This is a genomic window from Alteromonas aestuariivivens, assembly GCF_003367475.1.
In the GTDB taxonomy this organism is placed as follows: Bacteria; Pseudomonadota; Gammaproteobacteria; order Enterobacterales; family Alteromonadaceae; genus Alteromonas; species Alteromonas aestuariivivens.
In genome coordinates, this window is sequence record NZ_QRHA01000003.1 from 320,022 (window position 1) to 340,901 (window position 20,880).

At 49.9% G+C, this 20,880-nt stretch carries 18 protein-coding genes and 1 tRNA gene; 8 read left to right on the top strand and 11 right to left on the bottom strand.

From position 1 onward, the window contains the following. Nucleotides 1-54: 54 nt before the first annotated feature. Nucleotides 55-1,329, bottom strand: a complete 1,275-nt coding sequence (locus DXV75_RS05825; RefSeq protein ID WP_115592442.1) for a diguanylate cyclase — start codon at nucleotides 1,327-1,329, stop codon at nucleotides 55-57. Nucleotides 1,330-1,750: 421 nt separating this feature from the next. Between DXV75_RS05825 and DXV75_RS05830 the strand changes: the two genes are divergently transcribed. After that, nucleotides 1,751-1,948: a DUF3185 family protein gene (locus DXV75_RS05830; protein ID WP_115592443.1), complete on the top strand. Its 198-nt coding sequence runs from the start codon at nucleotides 1,751-1,753 to the stop codon at nucleotides 1,946-1,948. A 440-nt stretch (nucleotides 1,949-2,388) separates the two neighbouring features. Further along, on the top strand, nucleotides 2,389-4,839 hold the full coding sequence (locus DXV75_RS05835) for a BNR-4 repeat-containing protein (protein ID WP_115592444.1): 2,451 nt from the start codon (nucleotides 2,389-2,391) through the stop codon (nucleotides 4,837-4,839). 143 nt (nucleotides 4,840-4,982) lie between these two features. Here the strand turns inward: DXV75_RS05835 and DXV75_RS05840 are convergent, their stop codons facing one another. From DXV75_RS05840 to DXV75_RS05855, 4 genes are all read right to left on the bottom strand, one after another. After that, nucleotides 4,983-5,648: a DUF456 domain-containing protein gene (locus DXV75_RS05840; protein ID WP_115592445.1), complete on the bottom strand. Its 666-nt coding sequence runs from the start codon at nucleotides 5,646-5,648 to the stop codon at nucleotides 4,983-4,985. A gap of 489 nt (nucleotides 5,649-6,137) precedes the next feature. Continuing rightward, a tRNA-Val gene (locus DXV75_RS05845) sits at nucleotides 6,138-6,214 on the bottom strand. Between the two features lie 202 nt (nucleotides 6,215-6,416). Next, the gene (locus DXV75_RS05850) at nucleotides 6,417-7,862 is read right to left on the bottom strand and encodes a mechanosensitive ion channel family protein (protein ID WP_115592446.1); all 1,446 of its coding nucleotides are present in this window, start codon (nucleotides 7,860-7,862) and stop codon (nucleotides 6,417-6,419) included. A 212-nt stretch (nucleotides 7,863-8,074) separates the two neighbouring features. Next, nucleotides 8,075-9,151 carry a patatin-like phospholipase family protein gene (locus DXV75_RS05855; RefSeq protein WP_115592447.1) on the bottom strand — a complete coding sequence of 359 codons (1,077 nt, stop codon included), beginning with the start codon at nucleotides 9,149-9,151 and terminating at the stop codon, nucleotides 8,075-8,077. Between the two features lie 472 nt (nucleotides 9,152-9,623). On the opposite strand from DXV75_RS05855, the gene DXV75_RS05860 reads away from it, so the two are divergent. The 6 genes from DXV75_RS05860 (at nucleotide 9,624) to DXV75_RS05885 (ending at nucleotide 13,007) form a co-directional block, all read left to right on the top strand. Then, nucleotides 9,624-10,004, top strand: coding sequence for an ACT domain-containing protein (locus tag DXV75_RS05860; protein WP_115592448.1), 381 nt, complete (start codon nucleotides 9,624-9,626; stop codon nucleotides 10,002-10,004). Continuing rightward, nucleotides 10,005-10,511, top strand: coding sequence for a PTS sugar transporter subunit IIA (locus DXV75_RS05865; RefSeq protein WP_115592449.1), 507 nt, complete (start codon nucleotides 10,005-10,007; stop codon nucleotides 10,509-10,511). Nucleotides 10,512-10,628: 117 nt separating this feature from the next. Beyond that, complete coding sequence (locus DXV75_RS05870; protein ID WP_115592450.1) at nucleotides 10,629-10,979, top strand: ArsC family reductase; 351 nt, start codon at nucleotides 10,629-10,631, stop codon at nucleotides 10,977-10,979. Beyond that, complete coding sequence (gene dapE, locus DXV75_RS05875; protein WP_115592451.1) at nucleotides 10,976-12,103, top strand: succinyl-diaminopimelate desuccinylase; 1,128 nt, start codon at nucleotides 10,976-10,978, stop codon at nucleotides 12,101-12,103. The genes DXV75_RS05870 and dapE overlap by 4 nt, the downstream gene beginning before the upstream one ends. Then, entirely contained in the window at nucleotides 12,100-12,783 is a 684-nt protein-coding gene (locus tag DXV75_RS05880; protein WP_115592452.1) for a M15 family metallopeptidase, read from the top strand. Before dapE ends, DXV75_RS05880 begins: the two co-directional genes overlap by 4 nt. Beyond that, nucleotides 12,780-13,007: a DUF2897 family protein gene (locus DXV75_RS05885; RefSeq protein ID WP_115592453.1), complete on the top strand. Its 228-nt coding sequence runs from the start codon at nucleotides 12,780-12,782 to the stop codon at nucleotides 13,005-13,007. The genes DXV75_RS05880 and DXV75_RS05885 overlap by 4 nt, the downstream gene beginning before the upstream one ends. 6 nt (nucleotides 13,008-13,013) lie before the next feature. Here DXV75_RS05885 and DXV75_RS05890 read toward each other — a convergent pair whose 3' ends face one another. From DXV75_RS05890 to pgm, 6 genes are all read right to left on the bottom strand, one after another. After that, nucleotides 13,014-13,343 carry a heavy metal-binding domain-containing protein gene (locus DXV75_RS05890; protein ID WP_115592454.1) on the bottom strand — a complete coding sequence of 110 codons (330 nt, stop codon included), beginning with the start codon at nucleotides 13,341-13,343 and terminating at the stop codon, nucleotides 13,014-13,016. A gap of 9 nt (nucleotides 13,344-13,352) precedes the next feature. Beyond that, nucleotides 13,353-13,757 carry an HIT domain-containing protein gene (locus DXV75_RS05895; protein WP_115592455.1) on the bottom strand — a complete coding sequence of 135 codons (405 nt, stop codon included), beginning with the start codon at nucleotides 13,755-13,757 and terminating at the stop codon, nucleotides 13,353-13,355. After that, nucleotides 13,750-14,787: a succinylglutamate desuccinylase gene (gene astE, locus DXV75_RS05900; RefSeq protein WP_115592456.1), complete on the bottom strand. Its 1,038-nt coding sequence runs from the start codon at nucleotides 14,785-14,787 to the stop codon at nucleotides 13,750-13,752. The genes DXV75_RS05895 and astE overlap by 8 nt, the downstream gene beginning before the upstream one ends. 89 nt (nucleotides 14,788-14,876) lie before the next feature. Beyond that, entirely contained in the window at nucleotides 14,877-16,187 is a 1,311-nt protein-coding gene (locus DXV75_RS05905; RefSeq protein ID WP_115592457.1) for a putative bifunctional diguanylate cyclase/phosphodiesterase, read from the bottom strand. 279 nt (nucleotides 16,188-16,466) lie between these two features. Further along, complete coding sequence (locus tag DXV75_RS05910) at nucleotides 16,467-18,950, bottom strand: glycogen/starch/alpha-glucan phosphorylase (RefSeq protein ID WP_115592458.1); 2,484 nt, start codon at nucleotides 18,948-18,950, stop codon at nucleotides 16,467-16,469. Nucleotides 18,951-19,190: 240 nt separating this feature from the next. Next, nucleotides 19,191-20,843 (bottom strand): phosphoglucomutase (alpha-D-glucose-1,6-bisphosphate-dependent), encoded by a 1,653-nt coding sequence (pgm, locus tag DXV75_RS05915; RefSeq protein WP_115592459.1) that lies wholly within the window; start codon nucleotides 20,841-20,843, stop codon nucleotides 19,191-19,193. Nucleotides 20,844-20,880 lie beyond the last annotated feature (37 nt).

The following is a 20,880-nucleotide window of genomic DNA, read 5'->3' on the forward strand; positions in this document are numbered from 1 at the left end:
TGTTTAACGTGAGTAGCCGGACTTTATAACACTCTGCGCGCCCCTTGCGGGGCGCTACACCCGCTGCTTATCCCTATACATCTGTTTATCAGCGGCGTCTATCCATTGCTGGGCATGTTGAAAGGAGGGCTGCCAGCTAACCCGCCCACAGCTGAATTTTAACGGAATGTCTCGCTCTTCCTCAGGAAGCCGAAAATGAATATTGAGTTGTAACAAACGCTGGTAAAACTGTTCTGCAGCGCCCTGCTCGGTATCGCACAACAACACAAGAAATTCATCACCACCGTAACGCCCAAGCTTGTCAGACTCCCTCAAACCATGCTGCAATCCTTCCGCAAAACTTCTGAGCGCGCAATCCCCTGCCCAGTGGCCATACTCATCGTTAATTTGCTTAAAATCATCCAAATCGAGGAACATCAGGGTTGCAACAGATTCGCTTCGCTGCAGTCGTTTTACTTCAGCTTCAATCTGGTGGAGTATTTCCCGGCGATTATACAGGCCAGTCAGACTGTCAATCCGGTTCATCCTTGCCAGTTGTTTATTGGCGCGCCTCAGCGCATTTTCCAGTTCACGATCCGAACTGATATCCTCAGCCAGGCCTATAAGGTAGAGCTTTTTGCCTTTTTCATCGGTGATCACGTTTCCTCTGTCGCGAATGTAACGTACTTCACCGTCTGGCCTCAGTACCCGGTACTCAAGCTCCCAGCGGCTGTTATTTACCTGCTCGTAATGGGCAACGACCCGGGCATGGTCATCCGGATGCACAAAACTCAGATAACTTCGTGGTGAGCGAAGCAGTGCCTCCTGCGGCCGGCCCCAAATCTTCTGAAACCCTTCATTTACGTAGAACAGAGAATCCAGCCGCGGCGACGCCACCCAGATCATAATGTGATCGGACATGGCGCCAATAATTTTGCCGAACGTTCTTTCGGTTTCATACAGCTGTGCAGCAATACGTTTCTTCTCCGCAATATCATCAACCACGGAAACAAAAAAATCCGGGTTGCCCTGTGCGTCCCTGACCAGCGAGACCGTCAGGCGCCCCCAGACCCTGAGGCCTGACTTATGAACGTACTGTTTCTCTATGGAAAAGGTTTCACTCACGCCCTCCAGCAGAGAGTGAACATGATGCAGGTCAATAGCCAGGTATTCTTCCGGCGTAACCTGCTGGAAGGTCATGTTGGTCAGCTCATCTTCCGAGTAACCAAGAAACTCACACAGGCGGGGATTTACCTCAATGAAACGCCCTTCCGGGCTGACGTGAGCCATACCCATTGCACAATGCTGAAATATCTTCTGATATGACTCTGCAGACGATTTGTCAGGCATTCAGGTCCTTCCAATGTCGGATGAAATTCTAAAGTTCACAGTCACAGACAAGACTTCTCCTGACGGCGCTAGGTGTTAGGCGCTAACGCCAACAAAAAATACACAATTCTGAATATGAGGCAGGCTGAGTACCTTTTTTATCATCAATGCTCCGGCATGGCGGGCATAGGTAAGTACCTTATCTGAGTGTAGACTCAAAAAGTAATGAATGAAAACCCGACCATTGTCGTATATACCGGTTATAACTTTGGCATTGACTGGAAACCGCCATAAAAACACTCCCCGCCAAATTCGGTGTATATGTGTAACAACTGCTACACTGGCTTTAGGTCGTTGCATTAAAAGCCTTTTTCTGTGCCCTGCCTTATAAAGTTGCCATCAGAAATGGGAAAACAACAAACTGCATATTGGAGAAAATACCATGTCTACCAGTAAAATTATTGCCATTGCTCTGTTTATTGTTGGCGCCGGATTATTGTACTACGGGTACCAGATTTCCGGGTCAGTCTCTTCCCAGCTCCAGGAATCGGTCACCGGCTCCATGTCTGACAAAGCTATATGGCACTACGCCGGGGGAATTATTTGCCTGGTGGTGGGTGCGATACTCATCAAAAAATAACTTTCAAAGACAGCCGCTTGGCAATCTCAGGGGGGCATAATCACATCTCCCCTGAGGTTAAGCATAAATTCGACAACACCTTCCTCGATTCCAGACAAAGTTCAACGCCATTTAAACAACGACGTTACTGGTTGCCACTTGCATGCATTAACCGTTTTACGCTGGCGGGATCCTTTAGCCTCTCCTAAACTCACACTGATCGATTTTGTTTGTTAATGAATGTTTAATGATCTGTTACGTGTAATTTAGATTCTAACTGAAGATACTGTCAGACAGGAAGAACCAAAATCGAGCAAAAATACTCAAATAATACTGCATCGCAAACACAGTTTTTGCTGTTTATAAAAGGTTACTACGGTGTGAATCAACAAAGCGTATAACGCGAACAGATTCAAAGTGTTTGAAGAGCAATCTCATCCACAACTCCCAGAGGAATAAATATGAATGGACCCGCACTGAAAAACATTCAACACCACTGCCGCATTGCCAGCCAGGTCGTCAGGCGCGGCACACTCGCACTGCTGGTTTTGTGTTTCACCAGCCAGGCGGCCGTAACGTTGGAAACCGAGGTTAAAATAACCGACTATGGCCTGCATTTTGACGGACAAAATCTCGATTACGGTACGCTGGGCAACGCCGATACCACTACCGAAACCTATGACTACTTTTTTGGGCCCAATATTTCTGCCCACGGAGATGCCGTAAAAACCTACAAGCACTACGTATTTATGACCTGGTATCGTGGTGGAAAATACGACCGTCATGTCATGTTATCCCGCTACAATACACAAACAGGGGCTATTGCCTCCATTGAGTTTCCCCATCAGCACACTGGCTTCAGAGGTGACCCAAACGTAGGGGAATCCCACAATACCATCGCGCTCGCAATCAGCCCGATAAACGGCACAATCCACATGCTCTACGACATGCACGCTTACACTGACACCAATCATGGCGGCGCTTTCGAAGACGACTATTTTCGCTATACCTACAGTATTCCCGGAGCAGCTGACGTTTCTGACAATAACTTTACCCTCACCCAGTTTGTAAAGGATACCAGTAGCCTCAGCCAGGGAAGCGATGATTACAAACATCTCACCATGACCGGAAACTTAAGCGATAAAGCAAACTTTGCCAGCCTTACCTATCCGACATTTTTCACCAACACCGATGGCACTTTATTGCTCTACATGCGCAAAGGCGGTAACAACAACGGTGGTTATGTATTTAACCGCTACGACGACGCCACTCAAACCTGGTCGAACTTTACCGAATTTAACGTGGTAAGTGCTGTGAACTATGGTAACGCCTACAATTGGGGATTGTATGGCCACATGAAATACGTCAACGGTAAGCTCAGGGTCGGCTTTCAACAACGGAGCAGCAACAACAACGACAAATTCAAATATCAGAACGGCCTCTACTACGCCTATTCTGATCACCCTGAAGGCAATGGCAGCTGGAAAAATCATCAAGGCCAGAATATGACCTTTCCACTGATCAACTCGGATGAAATCAAATTTTACGAGCCGGGAGATTTGATTACTCACACCGAAGCAAATTCGGTTTACATTGTTGGCAATTTTGACTGGACAGTAACGGATGCGGGAGATGTGCATTTCATCAGCAAGGTGCGCTCAACAGACACCAGCAGGCCCGATTATCAGGAAGTGTACCTGCATTCTTACAAACCAGCCGGCAGCGGCAGTTTCATCCATTCAACCAATTTTACCGGTGCCACTGATATTTATACTGCTGGCAACAATGTCTATATCATTGGTTTAAATTCATCCGGGTACCCCTACGTAGAAAAGGCCACCGGAGGCACCAATAATTTCACCCAGGTTTACGAACAAACATCGGGAACCCAGTTTGACCATGGTGTAGTACATATAGACAACGGCAAACTGTATTACTACCTGATGGAAAATTCATCCGGCACCACCCAGCCGCTTTACCTGCAGATAATAGACCTCGATATCTATCAGGCCCCGGTGGTGAGCTTCCAGCAATCCGCTATCACACTGGACGAAGGCTACCAGCAACTTTATCTCGATGTAGGGGCTGTCAGTCCAACCGCCGGAGTGCTTATCAGCAATGTGAAACTTTATGTGGATGGGAATTTCATTCGCCAGGAGTTAGTGGCACCTTACGAATGGGGGCATTCGGGCTCTCCGAATTCAGCAGAACTGCTTGGGCTCAGCGCTGGCCAGCATACCATTACAGCGGTGGCGACAGATGAAAACGGGCTGGAGGGTGAAGCATCGCTAACCGTAACCGTGAATAATACAGCGGTACCAGTTGTCAGCTTTCCGTCATCCAGTATCACATTGGAAGAAGGTTATCAGCAGCTCTACCTTGATGTAAGTGCGGTTAGCCCGGCAACAGGTGTTTCGATTAGCGATGTAAAGCTTTACGTTGATGGTAATTTCATTCGCCAGGAGTTAGTGGCACCTTACGAATGGGGGCATTCGGGCTCTCCGAACTCAGCGGAACTGCTTGGGCTTAGCGCTGGCCAGCATACCATTACAGCAGTGGCGACGGATGAAAATGGGCTGGAGGGGCAAAGTTCACTGGCCGTAACCGTTAACGCCTCTTCAGGAGCCTGCAGCAGTACCACCGATATAACGTGGGACACCCGTACCGAAGTGCAATTGAGTGGTTCTGACAGCTGCATTCGTTTTGACAGAGATCTGACCGGTAGCACCGTACAATTCTGGGACAGTGACACAAACACCTCCTGCGACTTTAACGGCACGGCAAGTTCGGTAGATGGCACAGGTTCAATTGTAATTGATGCCACCTACAAACAATCTTCCGATTACACAGGAACTGTGCTGCAACTGACGCCAAGCAATGGTTGTCAGTTTATCAAAGTAAGAGCGTACTAAGTGACAACCTCCTGTCGGGCGATGCCCGTTCATCGCCGACAGGATTCCCCTTTGAAGGACGGAGCCTTGATATTTGCTATGCCACTTTGATTTCACAACAGGGGTTAATTGGCACGGCCCACTTTCCCGATAGTAACTATTGATCAACGGGATACAATAGTTACCCGTCCTGACGGCAAATGAATCAGCAAAAAATCTCCCTTAACAATGCGAGGATTTTTCTTTAGTGACTGAATCAAGATTTCTCTTTTTCGTGCCTCTATAAAAGATGGCATAGATGCAATTCGATTTAGAATTTCAAGAGGCGTGTTTTCATTGCTTACCAATGATATCAGCGTTCCAATGTGCTCTTCCTTTTTTGATAGTGCTTCAAGCAAATCAATAGGTGAAGACGGATTTCCAGCTAATAAATTATCAATTTCATAACCTGTAGGAATTTCAAAACCTTCCAATTCCCGAAGTCTTTCTGGGCGAGTCTCTGGATTGGATGCGTCCTGATATGCTGAATATTCAAGAAAAGCTTTAGCCGAAAAACCAACGTATAGGAAAACAAAAAAAATCAATCCAGAAATACGAACAAAAGCCCCAATTAAATTACCTTCAAATCTTTTCACTTTGATTTCATTCAAAAAATATGATAACCCCATCACAAGCACCATCGCCACAACAACAATACTTAAAACATAAAAACCGAGTTGAGGATCCACTTTTCCATACAAGATCACACCATTAAAAAAAAGGTAAGGAACAACCGCAAAAAAAGAGAAAAGAAAACCACCTGAATGAGGACCAAAAACCTTACTCAACATTAACTTTTCCCTGCAATTAAGTTCAAATAGGTTAAGCCATGATTATTTTCATTTGGCTCTTCTAAATCAAAATATTTAACCATTCCAGCATCACCACCAGAATTCAAAAAATAGTATAGCGAGCTTTTAAATTAACTATCGTAAACCCATGGTAACGAAGCAGTCTGACAAATAGATGTTACCCCGCTATATATTCTAAATAACTGTTCGGAAGTTCAGATTCCCCTGCATAATTGTTCCTGAGAGCAGAAACAGTGCAAACGCAGGCTTGTGATTTTTTATCCCATTCAGGACAGCCATATCGATATCATCGGTATTCCACAACAGGCAGCATGTACAATTTCCTTTAGCGGTTGTTTAAAGGAAAACGCCCCTGGATGACTCGAACTTTTAACCCAACAAAATTGGTATTTAATGAGATGGCATTTTTACAGTAATAATAATTACTTAGAAAAGTTGATGGATTTGAAACAGTGCAAGGCGAGTAAGTGGTGCGTCTACCCTGACTCGAACAGGGGACCTCTACCATGTCAAGGTAGCGCTCTAACCAACTGAGCTATAGACGCATTTTAGAAATGTTTCCGCAACAGAGCAGCGGATTCGGCGCGTATAATAGCGACGCTGCCTGTGGGGTGCAAGCACATTTTTGCAAGAACCAACCGTTTGTTCACTAATTCAGCAGTTTGCTCTGCCGGGTGCCAATTCCCATTCCTAACCTGAATAACTGTCCTAAAGTCCGCTCCTCCACTGACACTCAGGAACCGTTATTCAGTCCGAGGAAGACTCACCGCCTCCTTCATCATCACCACTGTCATTATCAACCGGAGCCGGATCGGTTTTATCCGGCCGCCGGTGCTGATGTGGCGGTTGATTCTGCGCAGGGGACATTTGCAATTCAAGCTGCTCCTGCTGATGCTGGAACAGATGCACGTCCCGCTGAGGGAAAGGTATACTGATACCCGCCTCGTCAAACGCCAATTTTACCTGCTTGGTCAAATCCCAGTACACCCGCCAGTAATCATCGGTTTTGGCCCAGGGTCGGCAGACAAAATCGACTGAAGACTCACCCAGTGAATTGACTTCAATCACGGTTTCCGGATCTTTCAGAACCAGCGGATGGTTCTCTACAACCTGCCACATCACTTCTTCGGCTTTGTCGATGTCATCCGAGTAACTGATGCCAAACACCAAATCTACCCGGCGCTGGTGACTCGCGGTGGCATTGGTAATGATTTGCCCCCACACCTGTTTGTTGGGTACCAGTGTGACCTGGTTATCAAAAGTACGGATGGTCGTATTCACCAGACTGACGCTGTCTACTTTTCCAAACACCCCTCCCACTTCAACAATGTCATCCACATCGAAGGGTTTATAAAGAAGTAACATGATCCCGGCGGCAAAGTTACCCAGCGTATCCTGCAAGGCAAAGCCAAGAATGAAGGCTCCGCCACCAACCAGAGCAAGGATTGCCCCCACTTCCACGCCAACAATTGACAGTGCCACCAGCAGACCCACAAACAGAACTGTGCGCTTGACAAAGGTGTCCAGAAAGTTCTTCAGCAATGACGACATATTGCGGCTTCGGGCTATGGCCTTGTTGGCCAGTGAACCTATGATTTTGGCCAGCACCCAGAAAATCAGCATCACCACTACAAAACTCAGCAGCTTTTTGGCCCACTTAATACCGCCCTCTTTCGATGTGAACCAGCCGGTTAACGCAGACCAGATTGCCTGCCCATCGCTTGCCTGTACTTTAATGCCGGTTACTGCATCAGCGTACAGGCGGTAATCTTCGGCTTCGCCGCCTTTTTCCTTGAACGCCTCAATGGCAATATCAAATCGTTCCAGCAATGCGGCTTTTTGTTCACGCAATGCGTTTATCTTTTCCAGGTCCTGCCGCTTTTGCTGTTCTGCCTGTTCAGTTTGCTGATCACCGGAATCGGCTTGTTTACTCTCAATGACGGCGTTTTGCTTGCGTATGCGGATTTCTTCCATTGCTATATCACGGACTTTCGCCTGCAGCAGGCCTTGCCAGCCTAAGACTTCTGCTTCCAGTTCGCTTTTTGTGAGCGGGTCGAGCAATAAACTCAGATGATCGGTGGGGATTTCAGGCTCTGAAACGGTTGTTGCCGATGGAGCTTCCTGTGCCAAGACTTGAAGGCCGCAAACCGTTGGAACAAAGACAGCAATAAAATAGACTAAGTACGTTCTCATACCATAACTTCCCTGCAAGATTTCAGCGAGCTGCTCAGGTCCGCATTGCGGCCATAGTCGCAACCTGTTCCAGGTCAGTTAGAACTTTACACCTGTTGTTGCTATCCCAGGGTGATTTCACTGACCTGCTCATAGAGCATAGACAGTGTGCGAAGAATATGCCCAATCCCTTCAGGCGATACGGGCATACCATTGGCAATGAAAAACACAGGTCAGACGCAGGTGAAAGGAAGCGGGCGCAGTTTATCCATAACACTGCCATCCTGGGTAATGCGCATAAAGTATTCCCCCAGACGGTCAGTCTCCGACAATACCTTCTGCCAGTAGCGAATGCGGGTCTGATCATCAAGCTTCTCAAAGTCTTTGCGGTCGGGGATCTTTCCGTAGGGCAGACTGGCGACAAATTCCGCCGATGGGACCAGCATCACCACATTACGATAACTGCTGGCGTGCGGGCGACGGCGTTTTAACCCCTTGTCAAACCAACCCGGCACCGGATGAGGGTAGAAGTGCGGATAAAGCACCAGACCCGGTTTGGGCCCAAAAGCCAAATCGAAGTGATAGTCAATAATCCCACCGTCGCGGTAAACGCCCTCAGGAGCGGCAATAATTTTTTCAACACCGTTAAGCACTATGGGAATGGAACCGGAAGCCAGCAACGCATCCTTGACATTGTTGTAGCCCAGCTCAACCGAACGGGTTTCAATGGAATAGGGATCTTCGATGGTCAGATGGGCGCCCGGCGCTGAAAACACATAACGGGTATACTGCCGCTGCAGGGCCCTGCGACTGAAAGTATTGGCTAACGCACTCAGAGCAAGCCCGGACATCTGGGCCATACGACTCTCCTTCTGCATCAGCCCGCTGCATTTGGCGACGAAAAAGTGCGCCTTAAAACGTTCGTTGGTCAGTATGTCCATAACGCCTTCGTCGCCCAGGGTATAATCAATCAGTTGCCGGCCTTTGCGGGAAATTTCCTGGGCCGAAGGTTTATTGGAATAAACCGTTTGAGAATAGTGCTCTGCCAGTCGGTTGATGGCTTTGAGCGGGTCCTGCTGAACCATGCAGGCGGCGCGAAAGGCACCTGCAGATGAGCCAATGATGTTTATCTGCCCGCCCCGGCTCTGAAAATATTCAGGGAATAACACCCTGTCCAAACCTGCTAGAACAAACCACTTCGGGCCACCCGATGCACCGAGAAAATAATTAAACAGTAATGGGTAAAACCCTTTTTCCCGCAATAAAGCCAGCGCATCCGGCCCTGCATAAACATCAAGTGGGGCAGCCAACAGAGTCTCCTCGTTCAAAACGTGTGGCGCACAATTTACCAGTTAGCTGCAGGAATTCAAATCTGCACAATGACCACGCAATTCAGTCCACCGGATTACGATAACCCACCCGGAGCCGCCTGATAAAACAAAACCCATGCTCGGCATCTATAGCGGCTACACAACGCTCAAGTACTGTACAGTCGTTCGCATAAACCCACCCTCCTGTAAAGCAAAGAAACCGACAATAATCCAAAAATAATGTTGTTCTGAGTGTAGACATCGGCTGTGGAAAATGCTTGGGGATAACCGGATCTTATCCACTGAGCATTCTTTGACCAATAATATTAAATCTTTAATATCAACAACTTAAAATAATCCACCAGACTACTCAACAAACTTATCCACAGATAAAGTGGATAACACGTGGCACTGTCGCCATTCTGTGATTTAATGGCTCACACAAGGTAGGTGCCGTCAAGACAGGATAACAATGCCAAAACAAACACTGGAAATTCTGCCACAGGAATTCACCATTCACAGTCTGGATGGCAATGCACAAATTCCAGCGGCAGTGCTGAAAAGCCCGTTGTATTTTGTCGGTAAAACCTCAGATGAACTCTCCATTGTGGTCCCGTCTGATGTCACTGTGGACTCACTGGAATCTGATGAGCACTGGCGAGCCCTGGAACTTATTGGGCCGTTACACCTTTCCATGGTGGGAATAATGGCACAAATCGGAGACGTACTGGCCAAAGCCAAAATCAGCATTTTTGTAATATCAACGTTTGAAACCGATTTCTTTCTGGTTAAAAGTACCAAGCTTCAGGATGCCGTAACTGCATTGAAAAAAGCGGGTTATCGGGTCAGCTGAATGATTGTCACCGCCAGTATCCCCTCATCAAAACCAGAACAGTTCCGCCACGAAATCACGGTACTCAGCCCGGTTAGCGGCTCTGTAGTGCCACGCTCAAACGTAAATGCTCCGCTGTTTCATTCCGGCTCTCTGGGCCCCGGGGTTTGTGTTATGGCTCAGTCGAACCGAATTCTGGCGCCTTTTCCCGGTAAGGTTGTGGCGATGCCGGAAATTGGCTACGAACTCCATTTTAGAGCGCAAAACGGGCTTAAACTGCGTATCCAGGTGGGGGAATCCTCCCCTCAACTGATGGGGGAGCGCTGGCAACGTCTGGTTCAACCAGATACTAACGTGCCCCCAGGCACACCTCTGGCAGGGTTTGACCCACTGTGGCTCAATCAGCATCAGCTATCACCGGTTTGCATCATTACCGTGACAAATCGCCGTGGCATCAAAGCCCTCACTAGCCCGAATCACACCCGCCTTCGGGCCATGGAAGATCCCCTGTTTACACTTTATTTGTGAGCCCCTGTGTTAGTGCTCTTTCCCCCTGCAGGTTGCAACGCAGGTTACCGGGTAGTTTTTGCATCAGGGCATCGCAAAGGATAGACTTCGGCTACTTTAATTCAGGAACTCAAGCACATGAGCACTACTTTGTATGGGATAAGCAACTGCGACACCATTAAAAAGGCCCGCAAATGGCTGGCAGATAACAACGTTGAAGCCCAATTTCATGATTACCGCAAAGACGGCCTGGACCCTGACTGGCTGGAAACTGCTGAGCAGCATCTGGGGTGGGAAGCGCTACTCAACAAACGTGGCACAACTTTCCGCCAACTCTCTGATGCGCAAAAAACTGATCTAAACCGGGACAAGGCTCTGGCTTTGCTTGTGGCTCATCCGGCCATGATAAAACGCCCGGTTCTGGTTCACGAAGGGCAATATTATCTGGGATTCAAACCCGACATGTATAAGGAATTGTTCGCTCAATGAATGACGTAATTGAACTGGCCTGCGATTTAATCAACCGTCGTTCAGTAACACCTGAAGACGCAGGCTGCCAGACGTTGATGGCACAGCTGCTGGAACCGGCAGGCTTTTGTAACGAGACCATGGTATTTGAGGATACCACTAATCTCTGGTCCAGAAGAGGAACCAGTGGCCCGGTATTCTGCTTTGCCGGTCACACCGATGTGGTACCCAGTGGGCCGGAAGACGCCTGGCAAACGCCCCCTTTTGTTGCTACACAAAAAGACGGTAATCTGCACGGACGCGGTGCCGCAGACATGAAAGGCAGTCTGGCAGCCATGCTGGTGGCCACGCAACGGTTTGTGCAGGAGCACCCGGATCACAAGGGCAGCATTGCCTACCTCATTACCAGCGACGAAGAAGGGCCCTTTATCAACGGTACCACCCGGGTTATCGATACCCTGGAAGCCCGCAATGAAAAAATCACCTGGTGCGTGGTGGGTGAACCCTCAAGTACCGAGCGGGTTGGCGACGTTGTCAAGAACGGCCGTCGAGGCTCACTGACCGGCGACCTGATAGTCAAGGGAATTCAGGGCCATGTGGCCTACCCGCACCTGGCCAGAAATCCGGTTCACTGTGCTGCCCCTGCCCTGGCCGAATTGGCTCAGGCCCACTGGGACGACGGCAACGCCTCTTTTCCGCCTACCAGTTTTCAGATATCCAATATTCAGGCAGGTACCGGAGCAGGCAATGTTATTCCCGGCACCCTGCATGTGTGCTTTAATTTCCGGTTCTCTACCGAAGTTACCGACCAGCAGCTGATTGAACGGGTCGAGCAGATCCTCAACCGACACGAACTGGACTTCGAGATCAAATGGACTTTTAACGGTCAACCCTTTCTGACTGACTCCGGTGCACTTGTCGAAGCCACACAGAGTGCGATCTTGGAGGTAACCGGGCAGCCAGTTGAACTGTCCACCGCAGGCGGCACTTCGGATGGACGTTTTATCGCACCAACCGGGGCTGAAGTGGTTGAACTGGGACCGGTCAATGCCACCATTCATAAAATTGACGAACACGTCAAAATGGACGATCTTCGTACCTTAACCGAAGTTTACTATCGCCTTATGGTACACCTGCTGACATGATCATCACTGCCTCGCACTGGTTGGGACAACAAAGCCCGTTTCTGGCCGACGCCGGAAACGGTCACCGCCTGCATTGTGACGTTGTCGCCGCATTTATTGCATTACAGGGCGCTGCTGAGCAGGACGGTGTGGACTGCCAGCTTACCAGCAGTTTTCGCAGTTTTGATCGTCAGCTCTCTATTTGGAACCGCAAATGGCAGGGCGAACTTCCCCTCTACAACGCAGACGGCATTCTGCTTGATACCGCTTCACTGACCGAAGATGAACGCATTGAGGCCATACTGACCTGGTCAGCACTGCCCGGCGGCTCTCGCCATCACTGGGGTACCGACATGGATGTGTATGATGAAAATTCAGTCAACCGCTGTGGGCACCGACTTGAGCTGGTGGACGCCGAGTATCAACCCGGAGGCCCGTGCTTCGAACTGGCACAATGGCTGGAGCAGAATTGTGAAGCCTACGGTTTTTACCGCCCTTTTCGCCACTACACCGGTGGAGTTGCCCGGGAACTCTGGCACCTCAGCCACCGCGCTACCGCCAGCCAGTTCGAAGCGCTACGAAGTAAAGATGCACTGGCCAGTGCCCTGGCAGAAAGTGATTTGCTTGGTAAGGAAAGCGTGCTGGCGCGCTTTGATGAGTTGTACCGGCGATATGTGCTTAACCGTGGAGTCGCGTTATGAGTTTGGGGTGGACAATACTCATCATTCTGCTGGTACTGGGTGTGGTGATTGGCAACATTACGCTGCTGAAGTACAGCGCCCGCTTTAAAATGCCGAAAAGCTACCGGCCACCCGAGCACAAACAGGGAACCGGTTTCGATGACGACGAAGACGACTGGGGCGCACCTTCCGGTAAAAATTCATCACCCCAGAACCAGAAACCGCCTGAAGATAATCAGCCGTGACGGGTATCAGCCGATATCCTGTACACGTACTGCGGTGCCGCTGATGCTAACCATCAGCATGCTGCCTTTATCACCGATAACTTCATAATCAATATCAACCCCAACCACTGCATTGGCGCCCATAGCCAGCGCTTCCTGCTCGATTTCGGCAAAGGCGAGTTTTCTGGCTTTGGTCAGTTCGTCTTCATACGCGCCGGAACGCCCGCCCACAATGTCCCGGATTGAGGCAAACATGTCCTTGAACAAATTGGCACCCATTACCGCTTCGCCTATTACAATGCCGTAATAATGAGTGATCCGTTTGCCCTCCAGTTGAGGGGTGGTCGATATGATCATGCGTTATCCCTATAGTGATAGTGTTTGTCGAATTTGTGCAATTGCCGCAAGCGCCGTTTCATCCGCATAGGGCCTGGCGGGCAACTTACCCCACACCGGTTGTGGCCACAGGCTGTCGCCCTGAAAACGGGCAATATGGTGGACATGCAGCTGACTGACCACATTACCTATGGCAGCAATGTTGAGCTTGTCAGGCTGGTACAGGGTTGTCAAAGCCTGGGCAACCTGGTTCGATTCCGCCCAAAGCTGCTGTTGCTCCGCAGCATCCAGCTCAAGAATTTCGGTGATGCCTTCGCGTCTGGGCACCAGAATAAGCCAGGGAAACTGACTGTCATTCATCAGCAATACCCGGCACAACGGCAAGTCCCCTACTTCCAGGCAGTCTGCGGCAAGCCGTTTATCCAGTTCAAACATCCCATTCCTCCAGTTGAGTCGGTACCACCGTCAACAAAGCCCGTTGTCCGATTGCCACCCTGGCATTCGGAAATACAATGGCCTCTCCATTATACTCAGCCCGATATTGGGCACCGCTCTCCGACGCCAGTAAAGTTCCGGCAGCAAAATCGGTAAAATTGGGGGTGTCATCCGCAAAGTGTAAGACAAAATCTTCCTGATGTTTGTTTATAACCTGATTCACCCGAAACAGTTCCACTTCATCCGGCTTGATACGGGGCGCAAAGTCCGCCTCGCTGACAAGGCGGGTCAGTGCCATTTTCGCTGCTTCGAAGCGGCTCATATCGTTTTGCCCAAAAGGCTGTACCTTGCCAAGCTCCACAGTAAACCCATGGGCCTGATGCTGATACGATGAATAATAACTGAACGTCGTTGTCGGGCTTTCAGACAGCAAAACGGTGCGCACGCCACACTCAGCCAGAAAAGCCAGTTGAGACAGGCTGTGCCTGCGCTCATGCAAATAGGGGTACACCGCAAATTTTTCATTTTTTGAGGCCCTAATAGCGGTGTGCAAATCGTAGTGCAAACGAACGCCATCACTTCCCCCGGCATAAAAGTCACTAACGGCCTGCTCCAGCGCCCTGGCCCGCCGACGTTCCTCATTTACCAGGCCAGGCCCCATGGAATGAGCACCGCTGAACAGACGGTTCATGTTCTCTTCAACAAAGCGCTCGCCCAGATCCATGGCTGGAAGATTACCAAAAAGAAACAGTACCCGATGGCAAAGCAGCAAATCCCCGGTAAGGACCCGCTTTACCAGTTCGTCACAAATTTCTATCGGCGCGGTTTCGTTGCCGTGTACACCACAGGAAAGCACAACATGCCTGGCAGGAGACGCCTGGACAGGCGGTTCAAAGGAAATAATACCCGCTGCCGGAATCGATACACTGGTGCCGTTAGGCAAGGTGAAAGGCGCGACCGATGCGAGCAATTCGGGCTGTAATCGGGAGACACTCAGAAACTCTCCCCGTGCGAGTGCACTGATAGTCATACTGCTACCCAGGAATCTAACAAATGTGGGCTAGTCTAACGGGTTCGGCACGCAATGCCAAAAAGGATTTGAAACTCAGAAAAGAAAGACTAGCGCATAGCATGGCGCATTGGAGAGCCGCCGACAATGATGTCCTCACTGGCCAGGCGCACAAATTCCTGGAGCGGCACTGCCGGTGAAAACAGAAAGCCCTGCCCCAGTTCAACCCCGACTTCCCGCAGCACGTGAAGCTGCTCGACCGTTTCCACACCTTCAGCAAGCACTTTACAGCCCTTGGCATTACCAATAATTTTAGCCGCTTCGATAATGGCCCGGTTAACCGGATTGTCGCTTAACGACATGACAAAGGTTTTATCAATTTTCAGACAATTGAATTCCAGTTCACGAATGTAGGCCAGATTGGAGTAACCCTTGCCGAAATCGTCCACCGAGATGTCAATCCCCAGCGCGCGCAGTTGCGACAATTGCCGGCGAACCATCAGGGAATTCGACAGGGCTACATCCTCGGTAAGCTCCAGTTCAATATTGGACAAAGCAATATCGTAACTCTGGCTGAGCATTTCCAGGGTTGGCACCAGACGACTGTCGTACAGTTGGGTGGGAGAGATATTCACGGACAACACAATGTTGATCCCCTGCGCCTTGAGCAGGGACTGACTGCGAAAGGCCTGCTCGAAGGTCCAGTAAGCCAGTTCATTCATCATGTTGTAGGATTCTGCCGCTTCAATTAACGGCCCGGGAAACAGCAGGCCATCCAGCGGATGGTTCCAGCGCAATAAGCATTCCGCGCCAATAATCTCCAGCGTTGAGAGGTTCACCTTGGGCTGAAAATACAGCTCCAGTTCATTATGAGACAACGCCCGTTTCAGGTCGGCCTTAAGCGCAAGACTGCGGCCGGTATCCGCCTTTTCGGTCATCCCCAGTACAGAAAAATTCTCGTATTTGTTTTCCTTAGCGTGTTTCAACGCTGCTTCGGCGCGGGAAACAAACGCGGTAAGGTTGAAATTGCTGCGACAACCACTCACCACGCCCACGTTAAAATCGGCGATGAATGCATGATTGCGGTAGTTCATCGGAGTTTTAAAATGTTCGACGAGACGTTCAAAACGGTATTGCATGAGGTAACGACTGGCTTTACCGGGAAACATCAGGCCAAACACGTCTCCGCTGATGCGCCCAAACTCAATATCCTCATCAAAAAGTGCCAGGATACGGTTGGCAATTTCGAGTAAAAAGCGGTCGCCCACGGTAATACCCAGACTGGTGGTTACGTCGGAAAAGCGCACCACATCCACCAGCATGAGGGAAAATTCCGAGTGTCGTCTGGCGCGCTGATCGATAGCATCAATAAAGGCATATCGGTTCGGGATTGTCGCCAGAGACTGGTGCAATCGGCTCATCGTTTACGCTTCCCCGCGCGCTGGGCTGTTAGCCTTGTTAGACTAAAGCATGATTAAAATGAAATCCGGGCCCATCAAATCACGCAACATTGTGTTACGCAACTGTTATAACGTATAAAACTAAATACCTTGTTATGCTGCAGCATTCCGGGGTAAACCGGATTCAGGCCATTCCCTGCCGGAGTGCTCTCTGTCAGCCAGGTAAAGCCTGTTTAAAAAACCGTGCAACAAAAAACAGGCGCCTAAGCGCCCGTTTTACAAGATATTTCCGGTGTGATGTCAGGATTCCACTTTACAGGATTCCAGCTTCCAGATTTTTTCAACGTAATCGCGGATCGAGCGGTCTGAGGTAAATTTACCCATCTTGGCGGTATTAATGATTGCCATGCGAGCCCAACGTTCCTTGTCACGGTACGCTGCGTCTATCACTTTATGCGCCTCGGAATAAGCCTGGTAATCCGCCAGAACCATATAAGGGTCGCCACCCTCCAGCAAACTCTGTTTAATGGAAACCAGCGCACCTGGTTGGCCGGGAGTAAAGTAATCCGTTTCGAGCCAGTCCAGCACAGCCTTGATCTCGGCATCGTTGTAGTAATAGTCGTAAGGATTGTAGCCACTGGCTTTCAAGGCCTCGACCTCTTCTACGGTCATACCGAAAATCACAATATTGTCATCACCAACTTCTTCAGCAATTTCAATATTCGCCCCATCCAGGGTACCGATGGTCACAGCACCATTCAGAGCCAGTTTCATGTTCCCGGTTCCTGAAGCTTCCTTACCAGCGGTACTGATTTGCTCTGAGACGTCTGTTGCGGGGATCATTTTCTCAGCCAACGACACCCGGTAGTTAGGCATAAATACCACTTTGAGCTTGTTGTTCACCCGCGGGTCGTTGTTGACCTTGTCCGCTACCTTATTAATGGCAAAGATGATGTCTTTGGCGAGTTTGTAACCCGGCGCGGCCTTGGCCCCGAAGATGAACACGCGAGGATGCATGTCGTAGTCCGGATCCTCAAGCAGGCGACGGTACAAGGCCATAATGTGTAAAAGATTCAAATGCTGGCGCTTGTATTCATGCAGGCGCTTTATCTGAACATCAAATATGGCGTTAACGTCCACATCAATGCCCATGCTTTGCTTTATTTCGTCAGCCAGCGCCTGCTTGTTGGCCTGTTTAACCTTCATAAACTGCTTTTGAAAGGTCTTGTTGTCGGCATGTTTCGCCAGCCCCTGAAGCTTGTCCAGATCCATCGGCCAGTCGCTGCCAATCTTTTTGTCAATCAGCTTGGAAAGCTCCGGATTACAGGCTTTCAGCCAGCGGCGTGGCGTGATCCCATTGGTCACATTGGTCAGTTTACCAGGCCACAGTTGGTCGAACTCCGGGAACAGGTTCTGCTTGACGAGACGCGAGTGAATCTCCGCCACACCGTTAACGGCAAACGAACCGATAACCGAGAGATGCCCCATGCGCACCATTTTCTCGTTGCCTTCCTCAATAATGGACAGGCGCGCCTTCATGGCATTGTCGTTAGGCCATTGCTTGTCTACCAGCGCCATAAAGCGGTGGTTGATTTCATAGATAATTTCAAGGTGCCGCGGCAGGATCTTTTCGAACATACGGGCAGGCCATTTTTCCAGCGCTTCTGGCAACAGAGTATGGTTGGTGTAAGCGAACACGTTGGTACAGATGTTCCATGCACTGTCCCAATCCAGTTCCGCACGATCAACCAGTATGCGCATCAGTTCTGGGATAGCGATTGCCGGGTGGGTGTCGTTAAGCTGAATAACCACCTGATCAGCAAAGCGGCTCCAGTCATCACCATGAGCGCGTTTGTAACGGCGAATGATGTCCTTCAGCGAGCATGAGCTGAAGAAATACTGCTGGATAAGACGCAGTTCTTTGCCTGCCTCGGTCTCATCGTTCGGATACAACACCTTGGAGATAGTTTCTGCCAGCACGTTTTCACGCTGGGCATCCACATAGCCACCGGCATTGAACACATCCCAGTTAAAGTAACCGGAAGACTGGCTCTGCCACAAACGCAGTACGTTCACGGTATTGCCGCCGTAGCCGACGATAGGAATATCCCATGGAACCCCTTTCACGATAGCGCCGGGGTGCCATTCTTTATGGATACGCCCATTGTCACCGTATTTGGTTTCAACATAACCGTACAGAGACACTTCCTGAATCGACTCCGGGCGGCAGATTTCCCACGGGTTGCCATAATCACGCCAGCTGTCGGGGCGCTCTATCTGGGCTCCGCCGTGAATCTCCTGGCGAAACAGACCGTGTTCATAGTGAATTCCATAGCCAATTGCCGGCAATTCCATGGTCGCCAGAGAGTCAATAAAACAGGCTGCCAGACGACCCAGACCGCCGTTCCCCAGCGCCATGTCCGGCTCTTCTTCCAGCACATCCGAAAGTTCAACGCCAAGCTCTTTGAGTGCCCCCTGCGCCACTTCAAACAGTCCGAAGTTTTGCAGGTTATTGGACAGCAAACGCCCCATTAGAAATTCTGCGGACAGATAATGCACCGCGCGGGTATCGTTCAGATAGTGGGTTTTCTGGGTTTTGCGCAAGCCTTCCAGCACCTGTTCCTGCATGGCTGCACAGGTTGCTTTCCACCAGGCGTGGTTGTTAGCTTTGTTTTCATCAGTACCAAGCGTACTGTGCAGATGGCGGATCACCGCCTGTTTGAAATCTTTTTTGTCGATACTGACCTCAGTCAGCTTTTTCGCAGACGTCACTTTTGCGTTCATTGCAGTTTCTCACTCTAGCCTTGGTCACGATTTTCCCAGCTAATGAGAAAATTTTCGTGAGTGATTCTGTAATAAAATTACATTTATAGACAACGATATGACAGCAATATAGCAGTGTTCAAGACAGCTTTACGTAAAATAAATGTTAATTATCAAAAAAAATGGATGAAAACGTATGCATTCACCCATTTATTTACAACGGAAAAGCAAGGTGCTAACAGAGCATTAACAACCTCTGTATTATTTGATGATCTTCGCCACCAATTGCTCCGCTTCTTTGAGTAACTCATGTAAGTGAGTTTCACCATTGAAGCTTTCAGCGTAAATTTTATAAATCTGCTCTGTACCGGAAGGCCGGGCAGCAAACCAACCGTTAGCGGTTGACACTTTTACCCCTCCGATAGCAGCATTGTTACCCGGAGCGTGGGTTTGAACGCTCTCTATCCGTTCCCCGGCCAGGGTATCGCTGGTGACAACCGAGGCGTCCATTGCAGACAATTTGGCTTTTTCTTCCAGGCTCGCTGCCACATCCGTACGCTGATAACACGGGGAACCAAACCGCTGTGTAAGAGCCTGATAGTGCTCGCCCGGATCTTTGCCGGTCACCGCCAGAATTTCTGCTGCCAGCAAACACAGAATGAAGCCGTCTTTGTCGGTGGCCCAGGTGTTACCATCCCGTTGCAGAAAGATACCGCCGGCACTCTCTTCACCAGCAAAGCCGATTTCACTGTTTGCCATGCCCTGAACGAACCATTTGAAGCCCACCGGCATCTCTGCAAGGGTTTTCCCCAATGCCGAAGCAACGCGGTCAATCATGCTGCTGGAGACCAGGGTTTTGCCAACGGTCAGCGAAGCAGGCCACTGAGGGCGATGCTGATACAAATAATCAATGGCAACCGCAAGGTAATGGTTAGGGTTCATCAGGCCACTGCTCTTACATACGATACCGTGACGGTCAAAATCCGGATCATTCCCGAAGGCGAGGTCAAACTTGTCTTTCAGCTCAATTAATCCTGCCATTGCATAGGCTGAGGAACAGTCCATGCGCAGTTTTCCGTCCTTGTCGCGGCGCATAAAGCCGAATTGCGGGTCAACCTTGTCATTGACAACGGTAATATCCAACCCGTATTTCTCGGCGATGCGTTGCCAATAGCCTACCCCGGCACCGCCCAACGGATCCGTTCCAAGTTTCAAGCCCGCTTTAGCGATGGCCTGCATGTCAATGACTTCGGCCAGGTCATCAATGTAGGGCTCCATAAAGTCCTGTTCCGATACCTTGCCCGATGCCATGGCAGAGCGCAGGTCAAGTCGCTTTACGCCTTTGTTTCCGCCGGCGATGAGGTCATTGGCACGCTTCTGGATTTGGCTGGTAACGTCACTGTCAGCCGGGCCGCCGTCCGGTGGATTGTATTTAAATCCCCCATCTTCCGGTGGGTTGTGAGAAGGCGTGATCACCACACCGTCAGCCAGTTCATCCTGACGCCCGCGATTGTAGCGCACGATAGTGCGTGAAATAACCGGCGTAGGGGTATATCCGCGGCTGGCATTATCACTTCGCTGGATCACCACCTTAACCTCATTGGCAGCCAGAACCTCAATAGCGGTCATCATTGCAGGTTCAGACAGCGCGTGCGTGTCCTTGCCGATGAACAACGGGCCTGTATAACCCTGCTCCAGCCGGTATTCCGCCAACGCCTGACAAATGGCACTGATGTGCGTGTCGGTGAAGGTGGCGTGCATTGCACTGCCTCGGTGGCCCGACGTGCCAAAACTCACCGCTTCCGCCGGATCGGCCGGGTTTGGATTGTACGAATAATACTGGCTGACCAGCTGTGCGACGTTGATCAGTTGTTCTGGTGCGGCGGGCTGTCCAGCCTGCGGATGTAATGCCATGAGAGGTCCTTTTTCAATCAGTTTGGTTAGTGTCTGT